At 45.9% G+C, this 19,899-nt stretch carries 22 protein-coding genes; 6 read left to right on the forward strand and 16 right to left on the reverse strand.

What is annotated here, in order from left to right; genetic code table 11:
* Positions 1–62 precede the first annotated feature (62 nt).
* The 11 genes from JCM16456_RS05190 to JCM16456_RS05240 form a co-directional block, all read right to left on the reverse strand.
* Positions 63–380: a hypothetical protein gene (locus tag JCM16456_RS05190; protein ID WP_068713004.1), complete on the reverse strand. Its 318-nt coding sequence runs from the start codon at positions 378–380 to the stop codon at positions 63–65.
* Between the two features lie 218 nt (positions 381–598).
* The gene (locus JCM16456_RS05195; RefSeq protein WP_082712219.1) at positions 599–1,543 is read right to left on the reverse strand and encodes a LysR family transcriptional regulator; all 945 of its coding nucleotides are present in this window, start codon (positions 1,541–1,543) and stop codon (positions 599–601) included.
* A 26-nt stretch (positions 1,544–1,569) separates the two neighbouring features.
* The gene (locus tag JCM16456_RS05200; protein ID WP_068713008.1) at positions 1,570–2,493 is read right to left on the reverse strand and encodes an ACP S-malonyltransferase; all 924 of its coding nucleotides are present in this window, start codon (positions 2,491–2,493) and stop codon (positions 1,570–1,572) included.
* Positions 2,494–2,503: 10 nt separating this feature from the next.
* Complete coding sequence (locus tag JCM16456_RS05205) at positions 2,504–3,133, reverse strand: malonate decarboxylase holo-ACP synthase (protein ID WP_068713010.1); 630 nt, start codon at positions 3,131–3,133, stop codon at positions 2,504–2,506.
* Positions 3,134–3,142: 9 nt separating this feature from the next.
* The gene (locus JCM16456_RS05210) at positions 3,143–4,096 is read right to left on the reverse strand and encodes an AEC family transporter (protein WP_068713012.1); all 954 of its coding nucleotides are present in this window, start codon (positions 4,094–4,096) and stop codon (positions 3,143–3,145) included.
* A 68-nt stretch (positions 4,097–4,164) separates the two neighbouring features.
* Entirely contained in the window at positions 4,165–4,962 is a 798-nt protein-coding gene (gene mdcE / locus JCM16456_RS05215; protein WP_068713014.1) for a biotin-independent malonate decarboxylase subunit gamma, read from the reverse strand.
* Positions 4,955–6,109 carry a biotin-independent malonate decarboxylase subunit beta gene (locus JCM16456_RS05220; protein ID WP_082712220.1) on the reverse strand — a complete coding sequence of 385 codons (1,155 nt, stop codon included), beginning with the start codon at positions 6,107–6,109 and terminating at the stop codon, positions 4,955–4,957. Before JCM16456_RS05220 ends, mdcE begins: the two co-directional genes overlap by 8 nt.
* A gap of 16 nt (positions 6,110–6,125) precedes the next feature.
* Positions 6,126–6,989 carry a triphosphoribosyl-dephospho-CoA synthase gene (locus JCM16456_RS05225; protein ID WP_068713016.1) on the reverse strand — a complete coding sequence of 288 codons (864 nt, stop codon included), beginning with the start codon at positions 6,987–6,989 and terminating at the stop codon, positions 6,126–6,128.
* A 5-nt stretch (positions 6,990–6,994) separates the two neighbouring features.
* Positions 6,995–8,650 carry a malonate decarboxylase subunit alpha gene (gene mdcA / locus JCM16456_RS05230; protein ID WP_068713018.1) on the reverse strand — a complete coding sequence of 552 codons (1,656 nt, stop codon included), beginning with the start codon at positions 8,648–8,650 and terminating at the stop codon, positions 6,995–6,997.
* A 433-nt stretch (positions 8,651–9,083) separates the two neighbouring features.
* A complete protein-coding gene (locus tag JCM16456_RS05235; RefSeq protein WP_068713020.1) occupies positions 9,084–9,392 on the reverse strand; it encodes a hypothetical protein in 309 nt (102 codons plus the stop codon).
* Between the two features lie 146 nt (positions 9,393–9,538).
* Positions 9,539–10,447 carry a LysR family transcriptional regulator gene (locus JCM16456_RS05240; RefSeq protein WP_068713022.1) on the reverse strand — a complete coding sequence of 303 codons (909 nt, stop codon included), beginning with the start codon at positions 10,445–10,447 and terminating at the stop codon, positions 9,539–9,541.
* A gap of 138 nt (positions 10,448–10,585) precedes the next feature.
* Between JCM16456_RS05240 and JCM16456_RS05245 the strand changes: the two genes are divergently transcribed.
* Positions 10,586–11,341: an SDR family NAD(P)-dependent oxidoreductase gene (locus JCM16456_RS05245; protein WP_068713024.1), complete on the forward strand. Its 756-nt coding sequence runs from the start codon at positions 10,586–10,588 to the stop codon at positions 11,339–11,341.
* A gap of 217 nt (positions 11,342–11,558) precedes the next feature.
* Positions 11,559–12,626: a YncE family protein gene (locus JCM16456_RS05250; protein WP_068713026.1), complete on the forward strand. Its 1,068-nt coding sequence runs from the start codon at positions 11,559–11,561 to the stop codon at positions 12,624–12,626.
* Positions 12,627–12,725: 99 nt separating this feature from the next.
* Here JCM16456_RS05250 and JCM16456_RS05255 read toward each other — a convergent pair whose 3' ends face one another.
* Positions 12,726–13,487 carry a DeoR/GlpR family DNA-binding transcription regulator gene (locus JCM16456_RS05255; protein WP_068713028.1) on the reverse strand — a complete coding sequence of 254 codons (762 nt, stop codon included), beginning with the start codon at positions 13,485–13,487 and terminating at the stop codon, positions 12,726–12,728.
* Positions 13,488–13,544: 57 nt separating this feature from the next.
* On the reverse strand, positions 13,545–14,354 hold the full coding sequence (locus tag JCM16456_RS05260) for a Cof-type HAD-IIB family hydrolase (protein ID WP_068713030.1): 810 nt from the start codon (positions 14,352–14,354) through the stop codon (positions 13,545–13,547).
* A gap of 262 nt (positions 14,355–14,616) precedes the next feature.
* Between JCM16456_RS05260 and JCM16456_RS05265 the strand changes: the two genes are divergently transcribed.
* Positions 14,617–15,105, forward strand: a complete 489-nt coding sequence (locus JCM16456_RS05265; RefSeq protein WP_068713033.1) for a LacI family DNA-binding transcriptional regulator — start codon at positions 14,617–14,619, stop codon at positions 15,103–15,105.
* A 12-nt stretch (positions 15,106–15,117) separates the two neighbouring features.
* Here JCM16456_RS05265 and JCM16456_RS05270 read toward each other — a convergent pair whose 3' ends face one another.
* Both JCM16456_RS05270 and JCM16456_RS05275 read right to left on the reverse strand, forming a co-directional pair.
* Positions 15,118–15,633: an RNA methyltransferase gene (locus JCM16456_RS05270; RefSeq protein ID WP_068713035.1), complete on the reverse strand. Its 516-nt coding sequence runs from the start codon at positions 15,631–15,633 to the stop codon at positions 15,118–15,120.
* A gap of 46 nt (positions 15,634–15,679) precedes the next feature.
* Positions 15,680–16,213 (reverse strand): GNAT family N-acetyltransferase, encoded by a 534-nt coding sequence (locus JCM16456_RS05275; RefSeq protein WP_068713038.1) that lies wholly within the window; start codon positions 16,211–16,213, stop codon positions 15,680–15,682.
* Between the two features lie 39 nt (positions 16,214–16,252).
* Here JCM16456_RS05275 and JCM16456_RS23575 point away from each other — a divergent pair, with 39 nt between their 5' ends.
* The 3 genes from JCM16456_RS23575 (at position 16,253) to JCM16456_RS05285 (ending at position 19,056) form a co-directional block, all read left to right on the forward strand.
* On the forward strand, positions 16,253–16,420 hold the full coding sequence (locus JCM16456_RS23575) for a hypothetical protein (RefSeq protein WP_156430451.1): 168 nt from the start codon (positions 16,253–16,255) through the stop codon (positions 16,418–16,420).
* Positions 16,421–16,607: 187 nt separating this feature from the next.
* The gene (locus tag JCM16456_RS05280) at positions 16,608–17,921 is read left to right on the forward strand and encodes an amidohydrolase (RefSeq protein WP_068713040.1); all 1,314 of its coding nucleotides are present in this window, start codon (positions 16,608–16,610) and stop codon (positions 17,919–17,921) included.
* A 346-nt stretch (positions 17,922–18,267) separates the two neighbouring features.
* Positions 18,268–19,056: an outer membrane protein gene (locus JCM16456_RS05285; protein WP_068713042.1), complete on the forward strand. Its 789-nt coding sequence runs from the start codon at positions 18,268–18,270 to the stop codon at positions 19,054–19,056.
* Positions 19,057–19,150: 94 nt separating this feature from the next.
* Here JCM16456_RS05285 and mtgA read toward each other — a convergent pair whose 3' ends face one another.
* On the reverse strand, positions 19,151–19,840 hold the full coding sequence (mtgA, locus tag JCM16456_RS05290; protein WP_082712318.1) for a monofunctional biosynthetic peptidoglycan transglycosylase: 690 nt from the start codon (positions 19,838–19,840) through the stop codon (positions 19,151–19,153).
* Between the last annotated feature and the right edge of the window lie 59 nt (positions 19,841–19,899).

Genomic DNA, 19,899 nt, shown 5'->3' on the forward strand with positions numbered 1-19,899 from the left:
GCGACCGAAATAAAAAAGCTGTGAACACGGTTCACAGCTTTACCAATTCTTGCAGGTGGTAATTAAAGTAAATCGTTCATTAATGCTTCGTACTCTTCAGAGGCTTCAACCAAAAGCATGTTGAGATCGGTTGCATCCCGTTTGTGCAGTGCTAACCGTGTACAGTTGTCACCTTCGCAGTCTGACACTGTTTCTTCGATCATGCATACCAAGCATGGTCGACCACCGCTAAGTTGCACTTCTACACAGTCCAGCTCAGTGACGAAGTGTTCGTCTGTTTCCGGTATATCAATTGCGATAGTACCGCAACGGGTGACTTCTATCTGGGCATGAAAATGGTTGTTGTCCTGTAAAATGTACTCTTTCCGGGTAGACATCATAGTCGCCATCCTCCGACTGTCAGCAGGTTTCGACTATTAGTCTAGGAGAGATACAAGGAAAAAAATGGTCAATAAATCACGTAAAAAATTAACTGACTGAATGCTCGATAGTTATTTTTTACCCCTAAAGTGGCAGAATTGTCAGGTTGGATGCGCGATCACTAATATTAAGAAAAAACGCTGTTTTATTGCGTATTTTCTGTCGAGTGTCCTGCTTCTTATGTTGAGTGTCCCGCTTCTTGCCAGCGTAAACTGTACATTCGACACTCAGCAATCAAGGCTCGAATAGCTGGGTTGTGCTCACTTGCGCGGTTCATTAAGAGATAAATACCATGGGTTTCTCTCAGCTCTGGTGCCAGCGGGTAGGACTTTAAACCGATTTGTTCTGATATTTCAGATAAGCGCAAAGGCAAAAGTGCCGCATAAGCACCGGATTTAAGCGCAAAACTTAAACCAAAGATACTCGAAAATTCGGAGTGAATATCGACTTTACCATCTAATTTTGCCATCACTTTATCGAAGGTTTCCCGTAGGCCAAACCCTTGAGTTAGTGTCATGTAGGATTGCTGTTTTAAATAGTCGGCCTGAATAGGTATTTGATCTTCATTAGGTTGTTCACTGCTCTGTGCGACAGTGTAGCTCAGTTCATCGTCGAAGAGTTTCATGGCTGTGTGGTGAGTATTGGTTTCCAAATGATGGTCGCCGTAAATCATCAACACATCGAGTTCGGATCGTTTGAGTTTTTCCACCAATTCACAATTGGAACCTGAATGGAATTCAAGTTGCACGTCAGGCCGACGATCTTTATACGCTTTTAATAGATGGGGAACCAAGTCGATGGTCAAAGAGTTAACCGAGCCAACGCGAATTTTTTTAGGCGTGATGCCCGCGGAGATTTGGGTATTGTCGATAGCACGCGATAGGTCACTCAGTGCTGTTACACACTGTTGATAGAGAATTTGTGCCGCTTGCAGTGGCACTAGGCTGCGTCCGCGTTTTTCAAACAGCACACAGCCCAAGTCTTCTTCTAGAGCATGAATAGAGCGATATACCGAGAGGGTATTGATATTCATCGCTTCGGCTACTTGGTTCATGTTGGTCTGTTCCATGTAGTTGATGAAAATCTCTAACCGTTTGATAGTAGTAGGTATACGTCTATTCATAATGTCTCATTGATGTTTTTGGATGTTTAACCGTATCTCTGCTGCAGCGCAACGAGGTTATCGAGGCTTTCCGATTCCATTGCCACCGCGATAGTATCCGGCATACTTGCTTTACACAAGCCAGTGAGTACGCTGCCCGGCTTCATTTCGATCTCTAAGGTCACGCCCCGTTCTTTGAGCATAGCGACCGTTTCCCACCAATGCACTTGTCTAGCCATATTATGGGTTAAATCATCGCAAATTCGGTCAGTTGGATAGAGTACTCGTGCCGCATTGGCGCTCACAAAGGTCACTTTAGGTCGTGATAATTCAATGCCATCAAAAGCATGGCTAAACGTTTCTGCTTGAGGTGCAAGTAGTTCACAGTGAGAGGGTACATTCACTTTAAGCCGTTTCGCGCTGGTGGCTTGCTTAGCTAACGCCAGTTCACATACGTAATCCAGTGCCTCGATGCTGCCGGAGATCACCACTTGGGATTCGGTATTGATATTGGCAATAAATACTGGATAACCTTGTTGTTGAGCTTCCGTTAACAGTGTCTGTAATACCGTTAAATTTAAGCCAATTACGGCAGCCATGCCGTAGCCTTGTGGATAGGCTCCTGCCATTAACTCGCCACGACGTGCGACCAAATCAAGCCCTTGTTCAAAGGTGATAATGCCAGCGGTAATTGCTGCTGGAAATGCGCCGATGGATAAACCCAGTACGTAATCAGGTTTGATCGCTAACGACTGTAAAATTTGCGCGTAGGCATAGCTGCATACGGTTAGCGCCACTTGGGTATTACGGTTGTTCAATAGCGCCTCTTCGTTGTCGAGGCTCAGAATATCTTGGTTTAGGTGCTCACTGGCTTGTTGCAATATTTGTTGACCAATAGAGAAATTATTCAGTTCAGAGAGCATGCCTGCTTTTTGCGTTCCTTGGCCGGGGAAGGTAAATAGAGTTGCCATAAATTGCTCCTTAATCAGAGTCTGTTTGCCAAGGACTTACGCTTAAAAAAGGGCCTTGATTACTTTTGATCATCACGCTGCCAGAGGTGTGTGTCCACTCTGAGAGTGCAAAGGCGCCAAGCGGCGTTTCAATTTGCACATCGGGTCTTTGTTGGAGAGCTGCCAGCTCTTTAGCCAATTCACAGGCAGTCGTTTTATCGATTGGCGTTGGCGCTAAGACTCTAAGGTCGATGTCACTTTGTTGGTTCGCGGTTTCAACCGAGGTGGCCAGTTCAAAGGCCAAACTGCCGGTAATGCCCCAAGAAAGATCAAACGATCGGAAAATGCGATCGATTTGAGTGAGCGTTTGCCAATGTGGCAGTGGATGGGTTTGTTGCTGTGTATGCCAGCCTTGTTTTGCCACCAATTGTTCTGGAGTGATATGGCGAAAAACAGCGTGGGAATTAACAAAGCTCCCATGGCGTTGTGACCGATTAAAACCGCGAATGCCGACCGCAATGCGGTCGGCTTCGTATGGCGCTCGTCTCACCACCACTGGGCGGGTTATGAGATCTTTAAGATGAAACCAAGCGGGCGTTTGTTGATTATCTGCCAGTTGGTTCACCCAGAGTAAATCGTGGGGATGATAGGCGAGTTCCATAGTCACCTCTTACAGTAAGAAGTACATAAACAGTGGCATGGTCAGTGCGAATAGAATGGTCGACAGAAGCAGTGTACCTTCTGAATCTTCGTCTTGCACACCAAAGCCATTACCAAACATCACGCCAAAGAAACCTGTTGCCAATGCGATAAGGAATACCGATGCAGCCAGAAGTGTTGCAGGTAGGCCAAAGGCAACGGCAATCACGTAAGCAATCGCTGGTTGAACCAAGTTTTTCAGAATGAAACCAAAGATAACTGCGCCGTTGATTTTTAGTTTACGAGCTGAAACGATAAGGCCAGTTAAGAATAGCGCACCGCCGCCAGCGGCTCCTGCTAGTGGTTTTAATGCGTGAGTCAGAAGTTCAGGCATTGTGGTACCAAAGCAAGAGAAAATCGTACCCAAAATTGGCCACAGCACAATTGGGTTTTTCAGTGCTTTAATCAATAGAGGCACGATCAATGAACTCATCGGTGCATCTTTAAATTCAGCTTTGGTCTCTTTTTCCAATACCATCAGAGTCAGGGGAGAAAGGAAGATGGAACCACAGGCAATCGCGATGGCAACATTAAGTGCAATGTCACTACTGGTTGCGCCATTGATGGTTTCGCTCAAAATTGGCACACCGAGCGCTGCATAGTTAGGTAAGGAAATGGTGAGTGCGTACACCGCGGCTTGTGCGGGTTCTTTGTTAAACACTTTTCGTGCGATGTAGTAAGTGAATGCCCACAGGATCCACATCGCTAACACCAAAATAGCAATCAGTGGCAATTTGGCAATGAAGCCGGCAACCGGAGTGTGCCAAGTTGCGGTAAATAGGGCTGTTGGCAGCGCAAAGCGCATAACGAATACGTTGAGAACCGCTACGTTCTTGTTATCCGCAATTTTGCGGTAGCCACAAAAATAACCCAAACCTAAAACCACAAAGATAGGGGCGATGGCGTTAAGTACTGCGTGAAACATAATAATTATACCTTTTAGGGCAGCATAGCCCACAGTGGAGCTGGCAAGCTATGCTGTGTTTTAGACAATTACCAGGCTTTCGCCATTTGCTGACGAACTTCTAGTGATGCGCTGCGGTTATCGCTATTCAAACGACCAGAAAGATCACGCTTGGTGTCTGTTGCAATGTCGTTCAAAGCTTCTGCTAGAAGGGTCGTAATGCCATCGATATCCTGTGCTGTTGGCGCTTCTGCGTTGGTTACAGAAGCTTTCTTCCAAAGCAGACCTAACGTACTGTAGTTCTGAATATCGTAGGCCATCGGTGGGATGGTCGAGGCCAGTTTTTCTAGTTCTGCTACAGAGCGCAGAGTGATACGCGCAGCTGATGCTTTACCCATGGCGTGTACCATACAACCCTCATCATCTAGCGCGATAAGGCGGTTAGCTTGATAGCCGTGAGCGAGGAAACCACCTGACATTGCTTTACCGACGATAAGACCAATCACAGGGTGACCAGCGTTACGAGCGGTTGCGTAGGCATTTGCTGCCGCTGCAAGTGCTTGGTGAATACCGTAGGCCTCTTCACGACGACCATACGCTTGGGAAGGAACATCAATCACCGCTATGATAGCGGTTTTGGTGTCGCTCTCTTTGTCTTGAGCCACGATGTCGCTGATCGCTTTGGCAAGGTTCCAACCTTCAAGCAGGCCTACTTCGCCATTGCGAGCGCGAGGAAAAGCGTTGTTTTCATCGGTGACGACAGCGATAAAGCGCGCTTTTTGGTCGCCAATAGTGCCATCAACCACTTTGACTGATGGAGTAAAACCGTCGGCTGCAGTGCCGTTAGCGGTTAAGGCATTAAGCCAAGTCAGACCACGATTACTCATTGGATTCTCCTTTGGCAAAGTAGTGACGAACAAGTTCTGGAGTGGCTTGTTCTTGTTTGTCCATTGCGGCAAACACAGAAAGGAAGTGTTCTACCTGTTCACAACGTGCCGTTTCTGGCAGTGGTTGATTAATGATGTTGGTCACTTCACCGCGGATTTGCTCTGCGTCGTCTTCAACGAACACGTCAGCAAAATCTGTAGCAAAGCGAGGTGCACCGCCCGTAAATGACCAAATGAATGGGCGGTTACGTGAGTCGTACTCAGCAATGCCTGCTTCTTGTTCAATGACTTGAGGACCGTTTAGACCTAAACGTGCTTCTTGAGTCAAAATCAGTTTGCTACACAGACCTGCTGCTATAGACATACCGCCGAAACAGCCTACGGTGCCTGCAATCACACAAGTGACTGGCACGTATTGACGTAGAGCTATGATGCCTGCGTGAATATCAGCGATAGCTGCAAGACCTAAGTTGGCTTCTTGTAGACGTACACCACCGGTTTCTAGCAGTAGGACCACTTGAGTTGGGTGGCCAGCTTTGGCGTCTTCTAGCGCAAGCTCTAGCGCTGCTGCCATTTTCGCACCGGATATTTCACCGATAGCGCCGCCTTGGAATGTACCGTCGATGCCAATAACCACACTTAGTTTGCCATCGATAGTCCCTTTCGCTACCACACAACCATCATCGGTTTGAGGTACAACGCCTTGAGGAACGAGCCATGGCGAGAAAGAGTGGTATTCGTTACCCATTATTTCGCGGAACGTGCCGTTATCCAAGATGAATTTGGCACGGTCACGGGCGCCCATTTCGATAAAGGAAATATTGCCCAGTGGTGTGGCAGTTGCGGGTGTTGGTTCACTATTGAGTTGCTCTAACGCTTGGATAAGACGTAGACCAATCACCCCAGCTGTGGCACCAAAATCGTTGATGGTGACTTTCATTGCAGCGCTTTGCTCGTCGAATTGACGTTCAAAAATCGCTTGCCATAGTGCTTTACGGTTATCGACAGAGGTAATCAAGTCGATAGTGATGTCGTTATTGTCTGTTGGTTCAAGCAAGATCTCTAAATCGCCAGAACCGACGTTACCTACACGGACCATCTTGTTGATAGATTGTTGTCCCTGATAGGAAAAATGTAGTTGTTCCATAAGTGGAACCTCCCAGTTATTTGGATAGTTCTGAGTGTTCAACCCAGTCGACAAACAGAGTGGCTGCCAGTAAGTCGGCCGCGCCACCGGGTGAAGCATTGAGGGCAATCATCTCGCCATCTAGCTGCTCCAGTAGGGCGTAACCTTGCGGGTTACTGACGCCGCCGAGTGCCAAAATGTCGTTACTGCGTTGGTGCAGTAAGCTTTGTCCCTCAAGTCCCGCACGACTCAACACGCAGGTGTCGGTAAGGTGCGCGGTGAGAGAAAGCAAGGCATTTAGGCGAGCATCTGTTTCCGAATGGCCAAGTAAACGACTAAGACGCAAAGTTGGCAGAGCGTGTTCAGTAATGGCTGGAAAGCCGAGCTGAGCTTGTTGTTTCGCGCCATTCACCTGATAGTGATTGCTCGCTAACTTACCCTTACTAAAGGTGTTAGGAGCATGGCGATCCTCAAGACTTGCGATCTGTCCTGCGAGGACACACACCCTTTCGGCGGTGCGTTCTTCACTGTCCGCGACCATGGTTGCGGTACTGAGTAACCCCAATGCCCAGATGGCACCGCGATGGGTATTGACCCCTTGGGTCTCTGCCATCATCGCCACTTCGGCATTACGTCCAATTTCGCCAATCTGTTCGCGCAGCCAAACCGATATTGGTTGGCCGTGCGCCACTTGTGCCATGTCGACGAAAAAGGGCGCTAAACAGCTGGCAGAACGCAGCATTAGGTTCAAGGTCAGATCAGAGTGTGAGCCGTTATTACGACTATCGACTAACCCCGGTTTGGGCGTTAGGGTCACTTCCGCAATTAAGGCTTGTTTAGCGAGATCACCAATAACGGCACACTCGGTTAGAGATAAACGTTCTCTCTGACAACTTTGCATAGTGATCACCAGCTACGGTATTTTGCTGGTGGCTGATACAAGCCGTCTGACCATTTCACTAAGTCGGCAACACTTTTTGCAGCCAATAGTGAACGGTTTGCATCACTGCGTTTAATACCAAGATCTTCTGGTGTGGCAACTTTGCCTGCTGCACGCAGCTCTTTAACACATTCTTTTGTCACGCGTTTGCCAAATTCAGACACACCGGCAACCGCGGCAATCATCTCTTTACGCTCTTCGAGGTCTTTTGCCATGTAGAGGTAAGCGATGCCTTCTTCGGTCAGAAGGTGAGTGACGTCGTCACCGTAGATCATGATTGGTGCGATCGGCATACCGGCTTTTTTCGCAACGTCAACAGCATCTAGGCGGTCTACGAAAGTCGATTTTGAGCCATCTTGGTAAGTTTCAACCGATTGAACGACCAGTTTTTTACCTTTCACTACGTCGTGTTGTTTCTCTTCGTCGGTGATCATGTTAAGCCATGCGTCAGTCGCATGACGACGACCACGAGGATCATGACCCATGTTTGGCGCGCCACCAAAACCAGCGAGACGACCATGAGTTACGGTTGAAGAGTTACCTTCAGGGTCCATTTGCAGGGTTGAACCGATGAACATGTCAGCAGCGTATTGACCTGCCAATTGACACATGGTGCGGTTGGAACGCATTGAACCATCGGGACCAGTAAAGAACACATCAGAACGAGCACGAGCGTACTCTTCCATACCCAGTTCGCCACCGAAGGAGTGCACGGTTTCTACCCAGCCAGATTCAATCGCAGGTATGAGTGTCGGGTGTGGGTTCAGGGTCCAGTGTTTACAGATTTTGCCTTTCAGGCCAAGCTGTTCACCGTAGGTTGGTAGTAGCAATTCAATCGCGGCGGTATTAAAACCGATACCGTGGTTTAGGGTTTGTACGCCGTGTTTTGCGTAAATACCTTTGATGGCCATCATCGCCATTAAGATGTGAGTGTCCTTGATAAGACGAGGGTCACGAGTAAATAGCGGTTCGATATAGAAAGGTTTGTCCGCTTGCACAATGAAATCGACCCAGTCACCCGGGATATCAACACGTTCAAGGTCTTCAGTGTTGTCGACGATTTCGTTGACCTGAGCGATCACCAAACCATCTTTAAAGGCAGGAGCTTCAACCAATCCAGGAGTATCTTCGGTTGATGCACCGGTGTAGAGGTTACCTTTACGGTCGGCTTTGTAGCCAGCAACCATCGCGACGTTTGGAATAAGGTCTGCGTAGAGACGGGCATAAAGTTCGATGTACGTATGGATCGCACCGATTTCTAAAATGCCGTCTTCCAACATTTGCGCGACGCGCACACTCTGTGGGCCGGCAAAGGCGAAGTCCAATTTGCTGGCGATGCCTTTTTCAAAGATGTTCATATGCGATGGCAAGCTTACACTTGGCATGATCATATGAAGATGATGAATTTTATCCGGATTTACCTGCTCAAGAACGCGAGCAAGGAAGTCTGCTTGTTTTTGGTTATTGCCTTCAAGAACAACTCGGTCATTCGGCTTAATCAGCAGTTCCAGCGCTTCAACCATTTTATCGGTTGGTAGTACTTTCCCATCAGCCAAAGACGCTACCGCTTCAATACGCGCTAGCTTTTCTGTTCTCTTGGTTGTCCATTGTTTTGTAGACATTGAGACACCTTCTCTTTGAGATATGAATACACGTTACTGATCACAATGAACGTTTTGTCCAGCCTCAGTAACTCTGTATATCCATCATACGAGTATGGAAATTTAGAAAAATCAGCACGAATGAATGTTCTATATACAAAAAGTGATAATGTTGAACGATATGCGTCACATTTAATTGTCTATTTTAGAAAGTTATTGCACAAATATTGTGCGAACTATATCTTGAGCGGAGATTAAATAGGCGTTGGCGATATGAATCACTACATATGTGATATATGTAGCAAATAATTCTGTTGAAAGAGGGATAAAGGCACAATGCCAAAGAGAAACTGTTTGTGGGATCCTATCTATTACTGTAAATAACGCTATAACTGGCGGAAGAAATTGTAAGACACCGTGAGCCTCAAGGCTCACAGTGACACAGAGTGGGGGATTACAGATCGTTCATTAAGTTCTCATAATCCTCAGTTATGTCATCCACATCATGGTGGAGTTGTTTGGCGTCTTCTGGGCTCAATATTAGTTGCCATTCTTTTGTTTCATTGGTTTTGTCATCCTCTTGAATTCCAATGACTTTGATTTTATTTCCCACTTTCTCAAAGGCCACATGATCAAGGTCTGTGGTGAGATGAGTCTGAGTTTCGGTGATGTCGACCTCGATGGTTCCACACACTTTCACTTCAATGTGAGCGTGATTGTGTTCCTTATCCTCAAGTGTATAGTCACGTTGAACGGCTATCATCGTTAGTCCTCCTTGCGCGTCATCGACAAATACTATGTCAGTGTAGAGGAGCATTTTGAACTTGCTATACGGAAAAGTGTGTGCATTTATTAACTAATTGATAGTTTTGATAACAGAACTCATCGGATCAGTTTGCTGAGTATCTTTTAAATTAAGTGCTCTCTAGATTGGTCAAAAAGGCTAACCAGCCACTCAATAAATACACTCACACGTCGCGGTTGCTGACGACGAGATTCATACAGCACCGACATAGGCATGTTGGCGCAGTTAAAGCTTGGTAATACTTCAATTAATTCGCCCCGTTTAAGGTGATGTACCACGCCTTGACGGGGAACCTGAATGATCCCAAGTCCATTAAGACACGCCGCCAAATAGGCATCGGTGGTGCTCACCGAAATCAAACTGGGCATGGCGATATAACGTGGTGTCGCCCCCTCTTGATACTCGAACCCAAGCTGGGTTTGGCGCTCGTCGGGTGAGTAATCGACGACAAAATGACGATTAAGATCCGTGAGTGATGTTGGTGTACCATAGTTTGCGATGTAACTTGGACTTACACAGTTCACCATATCCAGTTGGCCTAATCCTTTGGCAATCAAGTTGCTATCGTTTAATTTCCCTCCGCGAATCACACAATCGACTCGTTCCTTGATTGGGTCAATCCTATGGTCGGCGCCAATCAGGCGAATTTGCGTTTGAGGATGCAAGGCAAACCAATCGGGCAAATTGGGCGCAATTAAGGTCGAAAAAAGTCGACTAGGCATATCGACTTTTATCAGTCCTGAGAGTTCTTGGCTTTCTTGCTGAAATTGCCTTTCTAACTCTTCGAACTCTTCAAGTAATTCACGACTTTGCAGCAAAAAGCGTTCGCCAGCTTCGGTTAAGGTTACCTGACGAGTACTGCGATGTAGCAAACGAGTCTTAAGATACTGTTCTAACTGACTTATCGAAGTTGATATAGCTGATTTCGGAAGGTTCAGTTGATCAGAGGCTTTGGTAAAGCTTCCAGCTTGCGACACCGCGATAAAGCGTCTGATGGTCTCGATTTTGTCCATGTGCTTATCCTCAGCGCAGCTTATGATGTTGAGTGATCTATTGTTCATATAATATGAACAGTGTCGTCATATTATGCCTATTTTTCATCCCAGTCATCTTGCTTAGGATGGTTATTACATTAACCAGAGGAGTTCGAGATGAATAAGATTGCATTAATAACCGGTGGAAGTCGTGGGCTTGGTCGAGCTGGTGCGATAGCGCTTGCTAAGCAAGGCGTAGATGTCATTTTTACCTATCAATCTAACCAACTGGCGGCGCAGCATGTGGTGCAAACCATTGAGGCGCTTGGGCAAAAAGCAGTGGCTTTGGCTTGTGACACACGCGATGTGGAGTCGTTTGCTTCATTTGCCCAAACGCTAAGTGAGGTGTTAACCAAGCAATTTGGTCGAGATAGCTTTGACTATTTACTGAACAACGCTGGCACTGGCCTGCATGGCAGTTTTGAACAAACAACCTTAGCCGAACTCGATGAGATGTTGACTATCCATATTAAAGGGCCGTTTTTTCTTACTCAAACCCTGCTGCCGATGATTGCAGCGGGTGGTCACATAGTGAATGTTTCAACCGGATTAACCCGATTTACCTTTCCTGGTTCGGCAGCGTATGCCATTGCAAAAGGGGCGGTGGAAGTGATGACGCGCTATATGGCAAAAGAACTCGCCGAGCGCCAAATTCGAGTTAACACCTTAGCACCAGGCGCCATCTTGACCGATTTTCGCCAAGGCGCGATTCGAAATAGTGAACAGGCTCAAGCAGGCGTTGCCTCCGTTACTGCGTTAGGGCGAGTTGGCGAAGCAGAGGACATTGGCAAAATTATTGCGGCGATGTTTAGCGATGGTTTTACATGGGTCACAGGACAACGAATTGAAGCTTCAGGTGGCATGATGTTGTAAGTGGGCTAAATCACTCAGAAGCTCTGCTCTTTGCTGCTTCTGAGTGAACAACGGTAGCTAATTCTCAGCGTTTTGTTACCAGCTAAATGACGTTGGAAAGGATAGATTACTGAATTATCAGTAAAACCTTGCTAATTTAAATTTATGTAATGATAATGATTCGTGTTTATTGTTGTGCTATGGTGTTGCGCATTATTCCTCACATGTAGAAAACATCATGCTAAAAACAGCTCCTAAACGCTCTTTAGCAGCGTTAGCCATCATGGCACTTTTTGCAGTTTCTTCTTCTGTCAGCGCAACTGAATTGGTTGACCAACAATCGCCGGTGAGTGCAGGTAAAAACGTGTATCAAACGGTTTATGGTCCTAAAAGTGATAGCGTTTATGTAGCAGCCGCTGGCGGCGAGCAGGGTGAAATTCATGTATTCCAAGGCCATTCGTTAACCGCTAAACCTATCATCACAATGCAAGATAAACCGTTAGGTTTGGCTATCGATGAGCAAGACAACATCTTGTTTACGGGAAATACGTTTAATGGTTCAGTCACTAAAATTGACCTGAACAGTGGTAAGGTTTTGGCCAATCTTGTGGTAAGTAAACCAGCCCCTAAAGGTACGCCTCGTGATCAAATGCCACCTATGGTGCATGGTGTTCTTTTCCAAGCAAAAGGGGATGTTATTTACGTCACCGGAGCGGCTAAAAATGGTGTGGTTTGGAAAGTGGATGCGAAGTCATTCAAAGTGGTCGATACCATTAAAGGCGTTGGTGCTGTACCTACAGGCATGGCGTTAGACGAATCGACAGGTTTATTGTATGTAACGGCTCACAGCTCAAATCAACTTACTGTGATTGATACCAACACGGATAAGATCGTGAAGACCATTTCTGTTGGTCAACATCCGCTTTCTATTGCCATCAATAGCCAGTCACATCAGGCTTATGTTGCGAACAGTAAAGACAATACCGTTTCGGTTATCAACCTAAGTAATGGCGACACGGTTCAGGTGATTTCTGTTGGTGAATTCCCTGTCGATGTGAACGTTGATCCTGCGATGAATCGTCTCTTTGTTGCCAACCGCAGCTCGGGTACGGTGCAAGTATTTAATACTAAGAATTTTGCCCTAGAAGAGACATTGCACCCGGGTCTACACCCCAATACTCTAGCGATTGATACCGTGCATCACCAAGCTTATGTCACCAGTAAAGGTTTAAGCCGTCATGAAAAAACCATGCCGGAAGGTATCGTAAATAATGCAGCGGATGTCATCACTCCACTGACCAAATAGGTGTGATTTAGCCATACACGAATGGGTGACACCGAACAAAAATGGGTTCTGCGTTAGACGCTAGAACCCATTTTTTATTTCCACTATCCACTTATCTGTTTATCCAATGATGACCTGACATTGCTGCTCGGCAAAATAGCGGGCGATAGAAGAATCACTATCAGTGCAAACCAAATAATCCAAATCTTGTGACTCCAAAAATGGATAGGAGGCGAGTGCTTCGATTTTATCTTCGGTACACAACACGGCGATCGCACCAGAACGTGCGCAAACAAGATGTTTGAAGTCACCGTCTTGATAGTGCAGAGCACTGAAACCCACCTCGGAAGACCATGCACAAACACCAACAAAGCAGAGGTCGAAGCGAAATTTACTGACCGCTTGAGCAGCTGTGATATCAATTGCACCACCCACGGCATAGTCCAGCACGCCACCGATTAAGATAGTTTTGATGGTTTGTCGTTCCAATAAGCGTGTTGCAATCGCAGGGCTGTTGGTGACAACCGTTAAATCAAGGTTGGTCGGTAACATACTTGCGAGCAACATGTTGGTACTACTTGCATCAAGAAAGATCAACTGCTTAGGTTTGATTAAACTCAATGCAGCAATCGCTAAGGCTTGTTTCTCACTGTTGCGATTGTTTAAGCGTTCTTCTGGCGTACCCGTTGGTGGAGCAAGAGACAGCGCACCGCCATGGATGCGTTTACACAGCCCTTCATCTGCTAGGTAACGAAGATCGCGGCGGATCGTCGCTTCGGTTGTGCAAAGTTGGCTGGCAAGATCGACCGCCATCACTTTTTGGTGTGATTGCAGCAGTTGAATAATCAACTGATGTCGTTCTTCTGGAGAGTACTTATCCATGGCGTGTTTCTCTATGGGTTCGTTTTGTGTTGAGCGATGAGCTACATGCGCTTCATTCTACTTGGATTTTTCCTGAAGTTGTAACATTTGTAGAATAGTGGTCATCACAGCTTCTTGGTCATTGGAGCCAGTGATGTATTTGGCGATGGCTTGCGTCTCTGGAAAAGCGTTACGCATGGCAAAACTAAAAGCACCTCGTTCCAATAGTTCAATATCATTAAAGCCATCCCCAAACACCATGGTCTCTTGTTCGGTCACGCCAAGCATCTCTTGCAATCGGGCCACGGTTGTTCCTTTATGCACACCTTGGTTAGCAATATCAATCCAGTTTGCTTCTGAAACGACGATATAGGCTTGCTCATCAAAATCCGTTAAATGAGTGCGCAGCTCTGGACATCCACCTCTGGGATCAAAGACCGTAATTTTGACAAAGTCCCCGTCTATTTGCTGATAGTTACGCACTTCAGTTAGCTTGGTGTAGGAGCGACGCATCAGCGCTTTTAATGGTTCTGCGGTGCTGTCTAGGAGGTATGCTCCATCCGGAGTACAGGCGACGATAATGTGTTCACCTTGCTCTGATTGCAATCTGTCGATGATCGCTTGCCCAAGAGAGTTAGGTAGCAATGACTGATAAACATACTCGCCTTGATGTTTAATCCGCGTAGCGCTGTCGCCTAAGATCCAAAAATCGCGACTGATATCGCCAAACAGCTCTTCCACACGTTCTACTTGCTTGCCTGTACAAGGGGAAAAATGCACCCCAGCTTGCTGCATTTTCTGGTTCACTTCTTGAAATAAGGTGCGATTGTAATCGCCAGCAGAATTTAAAAAAGTGCCGTCCATATCGGTAATGATCAGTTTAATCATGGTGTGTTCCATCTTGTATGTTGATGATGCAAACACGCTATCATGAGTTTTAAATGAACACAAATGAATATTTTAATGTTTATATTTGTTTTTATATGTTCATTTTGTGTTTGTTTGTGTATGCTTTGACTCATGTTGTCACCCTCTGTTTGATGATGAAACGAGTGACAATATGCTTGCTGATTAACCCCCAATCATGGCAAAGGGATGGCAACATCCCTTTTATTCGATGACTCGCTATTGAAAACAAAGCAGGTGGCAGATGGTCAAAATGGAAGATGTTGCAAGGTGCGCTGGTGTATCAAAATCGACCGTATCACGGGTGATTAATAACAAAACTGTGTCGAGGAATAACTACAACCGGATTATTGAGGCGATTGAGCAACTTGATTATCAGCCCAATAAATTGGCGCAATCTTTGGCGTCGCGCTCAACGGGGTTGATTGGAATGTTGCTTTATCGTCCATTAAGGTTTGACGTGGCAAAAACTGTGCAACAATTCGAACAAGCTGGGCTGTTAAGTGTGCTGGTTGTGGTCGAGAAAGACCGAGCAAGTTTGCATCAAGCAAGCAAAAAATTGCGCCACTATGGGTGTGATCTGATTGCGATTCAGTCACTGTTCCATAACGGGCTGTTTATTCATGGGCAAAAAAACAAGCTGAGCGAACTCACCAATCTATTGAGCTGCTCTGCTGTAAGATTACGTACTCACTATCTCTATTTGCCGTTTAATGAGAGGTTTAACGACTGAAACTAATCGAGTTTAGAACGCTTTAATTTTTAGGCGGTTTTTATTATCACGACTGGAAATAATCGTCTGATCATCATCGATAATTTGTGCCGATTTAGCTAATCTGTCATAGAGCAGCACGTTAACGGTGGCGGCTAAATTCATACAGCCGACTGTTGGTACATACACTACGTGATGCGCCTTATCGACTTCCTCTTGCGGGAGAGAGCCGTCTTCTGGGCCGAAAAGATAGATGGCCTTTTTCGGGTGAACGAAGCTTGGTAACGCGGTCGCGCCAATGGCAAATTCCACACACACGATTTCGACATCGTCTTCCAATTCTGCCGTTAAGTCTGGCATATCCACCAATTGAATACGTTCATGAACGTTCTTGGTGTCGGTCTGAAATTTCATTGCTCGGTTGTAACGAGTGCCGTTATAGCGCACTTGTGTTGCTTCATAACATCCTGCGGCACGCATCACTGCTCCAACGTTGGTTGGATTCTTCGGGTTATAAAGGCCGATAATGACCGTAGATTGGGTAGACATATTCACTCTTCGACAAAAAATTTGCGCAGAGTATATACCCAAACTCTTAGCGAATGCAGCATTGTGATGGTTTGTCGTGGTCAAACGATGAAGGAGCAAGGAGATAGCGCAGCCGATCAGAATGTTCAGGCTGTTGAGAAAAATCTTTATCCCAAACGCCTTGTGCGCGTTCGATGACTTTTCGCGAGGCGATATTATGTTGATCGCAAATCAAATAAGCGGGCGTATCGATCACGTGTGTTTTCACAAAATCTAATAAACTGCTGGCAACCCCTTTGCCTCGGGCGCTGGGCTTGGTGTCGTAACCAATATGACCAATGTCATTGACGATCACATCATTGGTGCCGTGACGAACACGAATCGATCCTAGAATCTCCCCATCTTGAATGGCAAAGTAGGTTGAGCAAGGTACCCAGCCTTCGGGTAATTGTTGCCCTTGGGCGTTCGCTACCAATTGCGCTAAAAAACGCTTGGGATTGCCTTCGGCCAATTCGTAGTAATCCAACTTCGCTGCCAAACAAATCTGCATGTAGCGAGTGAACATTTCTTGATGAGATGAATGAGCAAGTTGAATTTCCATGTTTGATATTCCAAATCGATATACCCAAATGACCTCAAGATGCAGACTTCAGAGCTTCATCAACGAGCACAGGTCAAGCTCAATGACGGCAGGAATGGTCATTCCCTTTCAACGTCATTGGGCGCAGAAATGGGCTTGTTGATGAGCTCCCAAAGGGCGAGTTGTATTCGCTTCTATGCTGCGTTACCGATTTTATACGTAGAATAACTATGTATTCAAATCGGTGCCTTGCCTATAAGCGAATACATTCTCGCTGAAACCGCATCTTGAGGTTACTTGGGTATACAATAACTTAGATGACATTATCAAAATAATGACGTATACCAAAACAAAAATTTGAGCATCCGTTAGGGTGGATAGAGCAAAGCGAAAAAAGAGTAGATGGAACCCCAGCATGAATCAATCGATTGAGAGTTTAGAACAAGAATTATTGGCGCAATTTGAGCAAGCACAACACTGGCGACGCGACCTGCATCGCCACCCACAACCAGGGTGGCTTGAGTTTTATGCCACGGCATTTGTGGCAGAAAAACTCGATCAATGGGGATACGAGATAGCGCAAGGGGCGGACATTATTGAGCCTTCAGCCCGTCTTTTTGTGCCAGATGACACCGAGCTACAGCAAGAGTATGACGCGGCGTTAACCTATGGTGCCAACCCGCGTTATCTTGAACCTGCACAGCATGGATTAACTGGGGTAGTGGCGACTCTTCGCGGTAAGCAAGACGGCCCAACCATCGCTTATCGTTTTGACCTCGATTGTTTGCGGATGCAAGAGAGCTTAGACAGTTCGCGCCGTGCGGTGATAGAAGAGTATGTTTCTTGTCATGCCGGTTTTGCCCATATGTGTGGTCATGATATCAATACCGTCACCGGTTTACTGTTAGCACGCTATTTTGCTAAGCATAGAGATGAGTTAAAGGGCACGATTAAGTTGATTTTTCAGCCCGATGAAGAAGGGCTTTCTGGTGCGAGAGCGATGATTCCCAAAGGTGTGGTTGACCAGGTTGATTATTTAATTGGTGGTCATTTAGCCTCGAACTTACCGACGCTCGGGCAGTTTGCTGCCAAGTCGACTCATATTTTGGCGGTGAAACGCTGGAAATTTCGTTTACTTGGTCAGGCTGCGCACTCAACAGGACAGCCGCATCTAGGCAAAAACGCGCTGCTGGGAGCGGCTGTCGCGACAGTTAATTTGCATGCGATTGCGCCGCACAGTAGCGGCGTGGGGCGAATTAATGTCGGACGAATAGAAGGCGGTGACAGCTGGAACATCATTGCTCCGAGCGCTGAACTGTGGGTAGAAATTCGCGCGTCAACGGATGAGGCTTTTGACTACCTAACTGAACGAGTCATCGCTATCATGCAAGCAGCAGCCGACATGTACGGTTTGGGGTTAGAAACCGAGCTGATGGTTGAGGCTTTGGCGGGGCGCAATTCACCAGATCTAGAAGCGTTAGCCGCTGATGTTGGGCAAGAGCTATCGCTTATCAAAGAGGTAGTGGCAGAACATGCGGTCAACGCTTCAGAAGATTTCACGTTATTGGCCGAGCACGTTCAATCACAGGGTGGTCAGTCGGTCTATGTGATTCACGGTACGCCCATTGCGGGCGGGTTACACAGCCACTCGCTTGAGGTGGATGAGCCGGTGATGATTAACGCCGCAGCGATTTATGCGCGAATGCAGCAAAAACTAACCCAAGATTAATCGCTTAAAGCACTCAGAGAGTATTGGAGCTACGCCAATACTCTTTTCTTTAAAATACCTCTTTATTTCCTCGCCGCTCTCTGTTCAATAGGCAACTCTGTGTCTATATTTTCTATTTATTATTTTATCTGATTTTATTTGCAACCAATTACATATATCTACCTGATGATTCGGAATAATAAAATCAGAATGGTGTTTGTAAAGTGGCCTTAAATTAAAATTACCCATATTTTTATGCAGTTATTTTGTCTATTTAATATTTTTTAAGTTGATTGTTGTTTTGTTATGCCAATAATTAGCCTGCTCAATTTATATCGTTATGCTTAATTAGAGATCGTGAGTCTATATGCAACTTAATTTAAATAAAAAATCATATGCTATTAAGTTAATAAGTGTTATTTCACTTACTGCCGTTAGCGGTTTGGTTCAAGCCAATGAGCCAGTTGATTGGAGTGGCCAGTATGCAGGTGTTGCGCTGGGTGTTGTTGCTGGCAAAGTAAACCCTGATGTTGAGGCGACCGATGGGAACTATTTCAATACGGAAAATTTAACTGATTTAAAGAGTACCTTTAGCCAAGGTTTTTCTGCTAATGATATGTCAGCTACCTTTATCTATGGTTATCAATGGCAGCAAGAAAATTGGGTCTATGGTGTGGAAACAAACCTGTTCGTTAGCAATTTTTCGTCCAAGAAGGGCGAAAATGCACATGTATACGAGAATACACCGACCATTAGTTACGGTTACAGTGAACGTGTAGAAAATAAATTTGGCATTAGTATTAAACCCAAAGTAGGTTATGCATTCGATAATATGCTAATTAACTTTTCTGTAGGGCCTGTACTCTCTAAGTTCAAATACACATTTAATTTCGATGATACGAATAGTAGTTATGATATCACTGGAAAACATACTGATTCTAAGTGGGCGTTAGGTGTCGCCACTGGATTAGATTTTAACTACAAAATGGATAACGATTACGTACTCTACGCAAGCTACCTATATACCTATTACCCTGATGTCGTTGATGGTAAAAGTGGATTGGATGAGCCTAACTCCTCTTGGACCGATGAGGTCAAACACGACGCAAGCTTCTCATCTCACACATTCTCCGTGGGCTTAGTGAAGTACTTCTAACTGCTGTGATTTAAGAGTGTGCTTAACGAGCGCAAGTGATAAAAAAGGACAGGGCGACCTGTCCTTTTTTACGTTGTTAACTTGTTATCGAGGCTTATTCTAAACGGCGATAATCTTGTGTATCTAAGTGACCCATTTGCACTAACACCCATTGCACCCGTTCTTGCACATAATCTGTCATCGGTGTGGGATGAATTTTATATGGGTTAGGTAGTACAACAGCCAATTGCGCCGCTTGATGACGAGTCACGCGATTGGCTGGAACGCCAAAGTAAGCTTCACTGGCTGCTTGAACACCATAAATCCCCGGACCAAACTCCACGATATTGATGTACATCTCCATAATGCGCTCTTTGCCCCAAATCAGCTCAAGTAACAGCGCGATATAAAGCTCATAGGCTTTACGAATATAGGTTTCACTAGGAAAGAGAAAGACGTTTTTGGCGGTTTGCTGCGTAATCGTACTTGCGCCCCGTTCCGGGCCATTAACTCCACTGGCTTCGATTACCGAAACTAACGCATCAATATCGATTCCCCAATGAAATGGAAAGCGTTGGTCTTCTGATGCCATTATCGCCAAAGGAATCGCAGGAGAAACCGTCGCAAGCGGAACCCATTGATGTTGGGCATGTTTGGGGTAACCTTCGGGTGGAAAAAGAGTGCGGTTTATTTCCCATGCCCAAAATGGCGGATTAATAAATTTAAGCAAAATGACCAGCACGAGAGGCAATCCCATGAGTAATGCCAGCGTGGCAATCAGCGCGCGTTTTATGCGGCGCTTGATTCGTCTCGTCAACAATTTCACATCATTTCCTTAGTAATGAACTGCCAACACTGTAGAGA

Source organism: Vibrio tritonius (genome assembly GCF_001547935.1).
GTDB classification, from domain to species: Bacteria; Pseudomonadota; Gammaproteobacteria; order Enterobacterales; family Vibrionaceae; genus Vibrio; species Vibrio tritonius.